This is a genomic window from Spirulina sp. 06S082, from assembly GCF_034932145.1.
GTDB lineage: Bacteria > Cyanobacteriota > Cyanobacteriia > Cyanobacteriales > Spirulinaceae > CCY15215.
The window spans coordinates 1-9,307 of the sequence record NZ_JAYGHV010000183.1 but is presented as its reverse complement, the minus strand read 5'-3'; the positions used below and the strand labels follow the sequence as shown (position 1 = coordinate 9,307).

Sequence of the window (9,307 nt, the reverse complement as noted above, 5' to 3'; positions counted from 1 at the left end):
GGGGAAATGGACCCAATTGCTGACCGTTACGTGCTAGATACCATTGAGCTTGAGTTGGAGCGGGAGGTGGCGCATTTTGAGGGGTCTGGGGCTGCATTGCATTCATCATCTGCTGTCCCATCGCTAAACCCATCCCGGCTTCCATCCCTGGGCTATTGCTTCCTGGACGTTGGGACATATTGCCGATCGCCTCAGCAGCTTGATATTGACTATATTGCTGCATATCGCCCAAAATGCCCATAGAAGAGCGTTTATCGAGGGCTTCTTCGACTTCTTTGGGGAGAGATATATTTTCAATTAAAAGCTGGGTTAGTTCGACACCAATGGGATCGAAATCTTTCTGCACAAATTCTTTAGCGCGATCGCCCATCATGCGATAATGAGCCGCAAAATCTAATAAAGCCAGACCCGATCCGGCGATCCAACTGGTAATGGAAGGGAGGATAATATTGCGAAGATGATTGCTAATTTCATTGACTTGAAAAAGTCCGTCGGTCCCGATAATTTCTTCGAGGAGTTTGCGGGGATCGGCGACTTTGATACTATAGTTTCCATAAGCTCGCATTCGCACGGGTCCTAATTCCGGATCGCGAATCATAATCGGGTTGGAAGTCCCCCATTTTAGATTGGAGAAAGTACGAGTGCTAAAGAAATAAACTTCGGCTTTGTAGGGGGATTCAAAGCCATATTTCCAGCCTTTTAAGGTGCTGAGAATGGGTAAATTACGGGTGTAGAGTTGGTAGGTTCCTTCGGTAAATTCGTCGGCTACAAACCCTTCATTAACAAAAACAGCTTTTTGTCCGGGTCGCACGATCAGTTGTGCGCCCTGTTTAATTTCGTTATTATGTCGCTCGAAGCGATAGGCGATCGTATCATTACTGTTGTCCAACCATTCGATAATATCGATGAGTTGACCGCTAAACAAGCCCATTGATTAACTCCTTTAAAATAACAATGTCCAAACCTTCCATTTTGCAGACGGATCGAGCCTATACATTTCCCTCTTATTTTGAATTACCCTACGAATCGGAAGATATTCTGGCTGAGTTCGATTATAGCTTTGCTCGCAAACGATTATCGTTGCCCCAGAGCGATCGCGCTTTAGAAAAAATTAGGGAACTCCAGCAACGAATTGAAGAAACGTTACCCTTAATTCGTCTCAGTAGCGAAGCCGCACGACGCGAAACCCTCATTGCTCCCGTTCTTTTAGATATTGCACGCTATTGTCAATGTCAGTTAAGAATTGAATATCCGCTACAGGTTAATAATAGACTGAAAGGCTCTCTTGATTATTTATTGCGAAGCCGAAATCAACTCCTCGTCATTGAAGCAAAAAATGACGATTTAACGCGAGGATTTACTCAACTATCGGTAGAACTCATTGCTTTGTCAGAGTGGGACTCGAGTTTACAATTTCTCTATGGTGCTGTTACGATTGGCGATATCTGGATTTTTGGAACTTTGGACAAGGAAGAGCGTAAAATCGAACAGGATGTGCGCTCGTTCCGGGTTCCCGATGACCTAGAAATTTTAGTGCGGACAATTGTTGGTATTTTGGAAAAAGAATAAATGGCGATCGCGAGGCTCTATTAAATTTTTGTAAAGTTATATGGCAGCAAATTTCTTTAATGTGGTAACAACGCAAGAGATAGTTAGTCTCAGTACAGATATTCTTGCTGAAGCTAAAAGCACTGAAATGCCTCAGACTGAATTAGCAATCCTTGCTGAATCTCTCGATCTATTTAAGTGCAATTGGGAAAGAACATTTGCTCGCTTTGGACATAGCTACCGTGGAGAGTTGAGTTATCGAGACTTAATCATCGGTTTTCAAGAGCAGATTGCCGTTAAGGTTAAAAAATGGCTACCGGAGTCGAGTAACGGGACAAAAGCAGTGGATGCGATCGCCTCAATCCTGTCAGTCCCTAAAACACCTCACTCAAGATCGATAAATTTGCGACTATTAGCAAGGCTTAAACTGGGAGTTAAACCAGAACTGCACTGGGATGCCCGCTATCGAGTCGCAGACACTTCTCAGGGGGAACAATTGCCCAATATACCTAGGGTTTTAGACTTCTTTAAAACCCCGACAACACCAGAAAAAGTTTGGCATCTTCTCTCTTTAGAATCAGAGAACTTAGAAGAGTTTACCCAAACCTTACAAAAAAGTCTTGCCCTCAAACAAATTGAAGAAGATTTCCCTCTCCCAGAATTCGATCGCCCTATCTTTATTGTTTCGGCACCTCGAGCAGGTAGTACACTTTTATTTGAGACCCTCTCTCAGTTTGCAGAAATTTGGAGTGTTGGTACTGAAAGTCATGATATTATCGAAGCAATTCCAGAACTTCATCCAGCCTATCGAGATTATTGTTCTAATCGTTTAACTGAAAAAGAAAATGATCCTCATATTACCCTGGCCTTAAAAGAAGGGTTTGCCCGACAATTGCGCGATCGCACTAAAACGGCATATCTCAATTTACCAATCCAGCAACGTCCCAATAAACTGCGCTTTCTGGAGAAAACCCCCAGAAATGCCTTGCGAGTCTCCTTTCTCAAAGCGGTTTTTCCCGATGCGCTGTTTATCTTTCTTTACCGGGAACCGCGAGCCAATATTAGTAGCATGATAGAAGGATGGCGATCGCGTCGTTTTATTGCCTATCCCTCGCTTCCAGGTTGGCCTTATCGAGATTGGAGTTTTCTGTTGGTCCCTGGATGGGAACATTTAAAGGAATCTTCCTTGGCTGAAATTGCCGCTTATCAGTGGAAAACAACCAATGCTTGTATTATAGAAGACCTAAAGACTCTACCTCGATCTGATTGGTGTGGCATTCGTTATAACGATCTCGTTAATCACCCCAAAGAAACAATCACCAAAATCAAGGAATTTGCAGGATTATCTTGGAACGAAAAGATAGAGGCGATCGTTTCTCAATCTTTGCCCATTTCTCGTATGAGTTTTTCTCAACCATCTCCCGATAAATGGCGGAAAAATGAACAGGAAATTGCCGAAATTATGCCCTTGGTAGAACCTCTTATTAATCTGGTAGAAAGCGAAAATTTATGTTAATTTCTTACACCCACAAATTCATTTTCTTTCATGTCGCCAAAGTAGCTGGAACTAGCATTAGAGAAGCACTAAAAGGCTATGCCCAAGAACCCGATAAATTCAAAATAGCTCGCCCTCCTAAAATGTTAAAAGGTAAACCTAACCCACTTTATGAAATGTGGTTTAACTCATTTTGGCACGCAAAAGCCAAAGATGCTAAAAAAGAATTATCTCCAGAAGTTTATAATGATTTTTATAAGTTTGCTTTTGTTAGAAATCCTTGGAGTTGGCAAGTATCGATGTATAATTTTATGATTAAAGAAAAAATTTATGAAAACAACAGACCTTGGGTAACTTTTGAAGAATATTTAGAGTGGGTAGCGATAACGAAAAAGCCTTATCCGATGGGAACTCCTAAACTACAAAAAGATAATATAACCGACACAAATGGAAAAATAATCGTTGATTTTATTGGACGATATGAAGATTTAGCACAAGATTTTCAAGCAGTTTGTAATGTTCTTAATCTTCAAGCGAGTTTACCTCATGTCAATCGATCGAGTCATACTCAAAGAGATTATCGGGAATATTACAATGAGAAAACTAGGAAATTAGTCGCAGAACAATTTGAGGAAGATATTCAATTATTTGGTTATAATTTTAATGAGGAGAGAAATTATAAAAAAAATATTAATATTACTTGACAAAATAGCGGTATGGATTAAACTGAAAGGAATGGCTCTTATAATGATTCAGCACTCCCTAGTAAGCACTCGATGGAATCACTCAACTTACAAACAGAAGCTGTACTCGATCCAAGTATTAGATTTGATGACTCTTTTTGCGAGTATTGGCTGCAACCTCAATCTATTCTTTTAACAGGAGCAACTGGATTTCTAGGGTCTTATTTGCTCAAGGAACTGCTTCAAAAAACCCAAGCCAAAATTTATTGTTTGGTTCGTTGTAGTGATTTTGAAGTAGGAAAAGAGCGCATTAAAGCCGGACTAGATAGCTATTTATTGTGGGAAGAAGAGTTGCCTTCGCGCATTATTCCTGTAATGGGAGATTTGTCTAAACCTTTCTTAGGTTTATCTCAAGAACAGTTTAAAAAATTAGGCGATCGCCTTGATGTAATCTACCATAACGGTGCATGGGTCAATTCATTCTACCCTTACTCTACCCTGAAACCAACCAATGTGCTAGGAACTCAAGAAGTTCTTCGTTTAGCGGGTCATTGCAAAACTAAACCCGTTCATTTTATTTCCACTGTGGGCGTTTTTTTTGGCACTAATCATTCTCCCAATAACTTGATTAAAGAAACAGATAGTCCACAAGCTGAAAACCTTAAAGGGGGGTACAAGCAAAGCAAATGGGTTGCAGAACAATTAATAATAACGGCTAAAAATAGAGGATTACCTGCTTGTATTTATAGACCTGGGAGAATCATGGGAGATAGTAAAACCGGGATTATTAATAACCTTAAAGACTTGTTATATCTGGTTCTTAAAGCCTGTATTACCATCAGACAATTTCCGGCTGTAGAAACTACGATTGATATTGTCCCCGTTGATTACGTTAGTCAGGCGATCGTTTATTTATCTCAGCAAAAAAAATCATTGGACAAAATCTTTCATATCCTCAATCCTCAACCTATTGCTTGGGGAAATTTGATCGACGGAATACAAACTTTAGGTTATGATTTAGAAGAGACGAGTTATAACCAGTGGCTCAATAATCTTAAAAGTTATGCTAAAAGTCACAATGACAAAGAATTATACTCGATTTCTCGGCTATTTTTCGGACCGTCAATTAAATTGTTTTCTTCTCAAAAACCTCTGTTTGACACCCACCAGACTCGAAACGGATTAGTTGACACATCAATTGTTTGTCCCCCTGTAGATCGACAACTATTATCCACCTACTTTTCCTATTTTCAAAAGAGGGGATTTATTCCCGCTTTAGATTATTGTTAAAAATCTCCCTATTAGCAATAACTTCTATTAGCGATCGCCCATATTTCCTTTATTTTTCACCCCAACAAAACTAAAATCTGAATCAATTGACCATGAACGATAAAACCTACGATGTTGTAATTTGCGGTGCCGGTTTAGCAGGGTTAACCTTAGCCAGGCAATTAAAGCAAACAATGCCCGATCTCTCCGTGTTAACCATTGATAAACTCAATCGTCCCTTACCCGAAATTGCCTTCAAGGTCGGAGAATCTACGGTAGAAGTAGGTGCTTGTTATCTTGCTAATATTATTCATCTCAAAGACTATCTCGAAGAGAATCATTATCCTAAACTGGGAATTCGCTACTTTTTCGGCGATGGATGCGACGCATTTCAGAAAAGACCGGAACTAGGACTATCGCGATTTCATGCACCAGAATCTTATCAAGTCGATCGCGGAAAGCTAGAAAACGATCTGAGAAAGTTTAATGAAGAAGATGGTGTTCATTTATTAGAAAACTGTTCAGTTAAAGAGATTAATCTGGCTGAGAATAATGGAGATCTACACCAAATTACCTACAGTAAAATAGATACAAAAGAAACAGGAACAGTAAAAGCTAAATGGGTCATTGATTCAATGGGTCGTCGTCGGTTTCTACAAAAGAAACTCGGTTTAGCACAACCTAATAACGATCGCTATAATGCCTCGTGGTTTTGGGTCGATGGTCGTCTTGATGTCACAGATTTTGTCTCTCAAAACGAACAAGAGTGGCACGATCGCGTCCCAGAAAAGAACCGCTATTTTTCCACCAATCATCTCTGCGGTGATGGTTATTGGATTTGGATTATTCCCCTCTCAACAGGTGCAACCAGTATTGGCATTGTTGCCCATGAAGATTATCATTCCTTTGAGTCTTATCATACCTACGAAAAAGCCTCTCAATGGTTAGCAAAACATGAACCTATTTTAGCATCTTGTCTGACAAAAAAAACACCGAAAAAGTTCATGAAAATGCCAAAATATAGTTATACATCAGACAAGATATTTTCTTTCGATCGTTGGGCTTGTGTTGGTGATGCAGCCACATTTCCAGATCCATTTTATTCTCCAGCAACAGACTTTATCGGGTTTGCTAATTCCTCAATTGTCAACATGATCGAACTCGATCGCCAAGGTCAACTCACAGAAAAAACTGTCAATTCAGCCAACCGATTTTTCTTGATCTATCAGAAGAGTATCACCAAAAGTATTCAGACAATGTATCACTGTTTAGGAAATGGTCTAGTTGGCACAATGAAAGTGATTTGGGACACTCTAGCAGCATGGTCATTTAGCGCCCCCTTAATGTTTAGTGATATTTACTTAGATTCGCAAAAAAGGAATAAAGTCTATAGTAAATCTGGGCAGTTTTTCCTATTGACAAATCGAGTGCAACATTTCTTTCGAGATTGGTCAGAAAAATCTTCTGGAAACATTTCTTTTGGATTTGTTGATTATTTAGAACTTCCTTTTGTCAAAGAACTGAGAGAACGAAATTTACAGTTAAACCGATCGGAAGAAGAACTCATTCAAGATCATCTTGCCAATATCGAAATCTTTGAAGAATTGGCTCAAGCGATCTTTATAATCGCCATTGCAGATATTATGCCAGAACAGTTAAATAAAGTGTTGTCTGCGGGATGGTTAAATGCTTGGGCGATTAGCTTAGATGCAAATGAATGGGAGAAAGGAGGATTATTTAAACCGAAATCATCCCCTAGAGATTTGCAGCGAATTCTCAATCCCCTGCAAAACAATTTTGGCATCAAAATACTTGAATTAGAACGGCAATTTTTGGATACCCAGAAGGAAAAAGAAATCCTTTGCCGTTAGATAGCAGAACATCCTTAAATTTTAATTATGAAAATAGATTAGATTTAAGGATGTTTAAAAGAATTAATTGAGTTTATTAATAAAGGCAAAAAAATGCAAACACAAGACCGAGAAATTAACTCAAATGGTAACTTAATGAGGGCAGATTTAGATCAATCCTTGAAAAGAAGCCATATAGAACCTTCAAGTCTCAGCACTTTTCAAAGAGTGTTACTGACCACAGATGGGACAGTTACGGAAATGCTAGAGGCATATTTGTTGGAAAATATGAAGATTGTAAAACTAGCTGAAGGCTTAGTTTCTAGTCATAACGATATTCCTGCGTTAAAATTACAGAAAGGAACGTCAATAATAGAACGAAAAATCTTGCTCCAAGGTAAAATTAGCCACAAAAATTTCCTCTATGCTGAATCTGTTATTGTTCCAGAAAGACTTGAAGAAAGATTTCAAGATGATTTATTGAAGTCGAAAACTCCAATTGGTAAACTTTGGTTGCAATACAAAGTTGAAACTTTTAAAGAAATAATCGACTCAGGTAAAGAACCCACTGGACAGTTAGCGGATTATTTTCTGGTTGAAAAAGACGATAAGATTCTCTTTAGAACTTATATTGTCTTTACCAACCGTCAACCGGTGATGATGATTACAGAAAAGTTTCCCGAAACTTACTTCCGCATCTAAGATCGAGAGATTGTCTGATCGGGTACATCTCAAAAATGTAGATTCGTAGTGCTAGTCAATTTTTTAAGAGAGAGATAATTCAATGGAAAAAGCCGAATCTCATGTTTTTTACGCGATGGGTTTAAATAACTCATATCCAGTCTTAGAAAGCGGTAAAGGCGTTTATGTTTATGACTCTGAAGGCAAACGCTATTTAGATGGAATAGGAGGAACTCATGTTGTTTCCATCGGACATGGGGTTGAGGAAATAGGTGAGGCAATGGCAGAACAAGCCAAGAAACTTTGCTTTGCGAATAAGGCTCAGTTTACCACCGAAGTTCAAGAACGTTTGGCAGAGGCGATCGCGGCAATGGCACCAGCAGGAATGAACCGAATTGCTTTTGCGACGGGAGGTTCAACCGCTAATGAAATTGCCAGCCAACTTGCCCAATACTACTATAAAGAGCGAGGAAAGCCGAAAAAACAGAGGATTATCGGGCGTTGGCACAGTTATCACGGACGTACCAGTGCAACTCTCGCTATGTCTGGGAGTATGTTTGTCCGGAAAGAACTGGTTTATAATTTTGACTTTCCTCATATTCAAGTCCCTCACTGTTATCAATGTCCTTATAAACTAACTTATCCAAGCTGTCAACTTGCTTGTGCGGAGGATCTCGCCACAACCTTAGAACAAGAAAATCCCGATACCATCGCCGCATTTATTGCCGAACCTATTATAGGGGGTGCGGGTAGTGCTATTGTTCCACCTCCGGGCTATTACGAAAAAATTCGCGAAATCTGCGATGCTTATGACATCCTCTTTATTGCAGAAGAGATTGTTACGGGGTTTGGACGGACGGGGAAAAACTTTGGCATCGAACATTGGGACGCAATTCCTGATATAATCTCTGCGACGAAAGCCCTGAGTAGTGGTTATGCCCCCATTGGTGCGGTGATTCTGCACGATCGCGTTTGGACGACTTTAAAAAATGGCACGCGCAAAGTGATTCCCACCTCTTTTACCTACGCGGGACACCCTATCAGTTGTGCGGCTGCCCTAGCCGTACAAAATTATATTGCCAAACATAACTTAATTGAGCAATGTGCTGCCAAGGGAGAGTACCTGAAACAAAAATTAACAGAACTTGCCGATCGCGAACCCTTAATTGGCGATGTGAGAGGCAAAGGCTTATTAATTGGCGTTGAATTCGTGCGCGATCGCGCTACTCACCAGCCTTTTCCTTTTAACAAGCAACTTACAAAAACAATCGTTAAAACAGCTTTGGACAACGGACTCATTATTCGCGGTAGAAACGGCACCGGTATCGGTAAGGATGGCGATCACATCTTAATTTCTCCTCCTTTTGTTATTACGGAAAGGGAATGCGACGAACTCGTAGAAATTTTGGCAGCAACGATCGCCCAAGTCAAACAATCCCTCAATTTGGTTTGTGCCGAATAATTCACGCATTTAAAATTAGAATAAAAATTAGGAATAACGGCCATGACAGCCCAAATCATACCGCAAACAAAAAATATCACTCAAACTCCCGATCCGAAAGACTCACCCAGACAACTCAGCGATCTTGTTGTCGATTATTTAGAACTATTGGGAGTTGAATACGTCTTCGGCGTACCGGGGGGACATATTGCACCTCTCTACGAAGCCCTCGAACGCAGCGATCGCCGGGGGGGAATAAGGGCAATTCTCTCTCGTCAAGAAAGTGGGGCTGCTGCGATGGCCGACGGGTATGCCAGAGAAACGGGGAAACTCGGCGTTT

General features: G+C 40.3%; 9 protein-coding genes. 8 read left to right on the top strand and 1 reads right to left on the bottom strand.

Features of this window, described 5'->3' with window-relative positions:
- Window positions 1-931 (bottom strand): SPFH domain-containing protein (locus tag VB714_RS13395; protein ID WP_323224945.1); only part of this gene is annotated, 931 nt, incomplete at its 3' end.
- A 23-nt stretch (window positions 932-954) separates the two neighbouring features.
- On the opposite strand from VB714_RS13395, the gene VB714_RS13390 reads away from it, so the two are divergent.
- From VB714_RS13390 to VB714_RS13355, 8 genes are all read left to right on the top strand, one after another.
- Entirely contained in the window at window positions 955-1,569 is a 615-nt protein-coding gene (locus VB714_RS13390) for a hypothetical protein (protein WP_323224942.1), read from the top strand.
- A gap of 40 nt (window positions 1,570-1,609) precedes the next feature.
- Window positions 1,610-3,064, top strand: coding sequence for a sulfotransferase (locus VB714_RS13385; protein ID WP_323224939.1), 1,455 nt, complete (start codon window positions 1,610-1,612; stop codon window positions 3,062-3,064).
- A complete protein-coding gene (locus tag VB714_RS13380) occupies window positions 3,058-3,747 on the top strand; it encodes a sulfotransferase family 2 domain-containing protein (protein ID WP_323224938.1) in 690 nt (229 codons plus the stop codon). Before VB714_RS13385 ends, VB714_RS13380 begins: the two co-directional genes overlap by 7 nt.
- A gap of 72 nt (window positions 3,748-3,819) precedes the next feature.
- The gene (locus VB714_RS13375) at window positions 3,820-5,016 is read left to right on the top strand and encodes a thioester reductase domain-containing protein (protein ID WP_323224936.1); all 1,197 of its coding nucleotides are present in this window, start codon (window positions 3,820-3,822) and stop codon (window positions 5,014-5,016) included.
- Window positions 5,017-5,108: 92 nt separating this feature from the next.
- Window positions 5,109-6,866, top strand: a complete 1,758-nt coding sequence (locus VB714_RS13370; RefSeq protein ID WP_323224934.1) for an NAD(P)/FAD-dependent oxidoreductase — start codon at window positions 5,109-5,111, stop codon at window positions 6,864-6,866.
- A gap of 93 nt (window positions 6,867-6,959) precedes the next feature.
- Entirely contained in the window at window positions 6,960-7,547 is a 588-nt protein-coding gene (locus tag VB714_RS13365; RefSeq protein ID WP_323224932.1) for a chorismate--pyruvate lyase family protein, read from the top strand.
- Window positions 7,548-7,629: 82 nt separating this feature from the next.
- A complete protein-coding gene (locus VB714_RS13360; RefSeq protein WP_323224930.1) occupies window positions 7,630-8,988 on the top strand; it encodes an aminotransferase class III-fold pyridoxal phosphate-dependent enzyme in 1,359 nt (452 codons plus the stop codon).
- A gap of 42 nt (window positions 8,989-9,030) precedes the next feature.
- On the top strand, window positions 9,031-9,307 hold a 277-nt coding region (locus tag VB714_RS13355; RefSeq protein ID WP_323224927.1), incomplete at its 3' end, for a thiamine pyrophosphate-binding protein.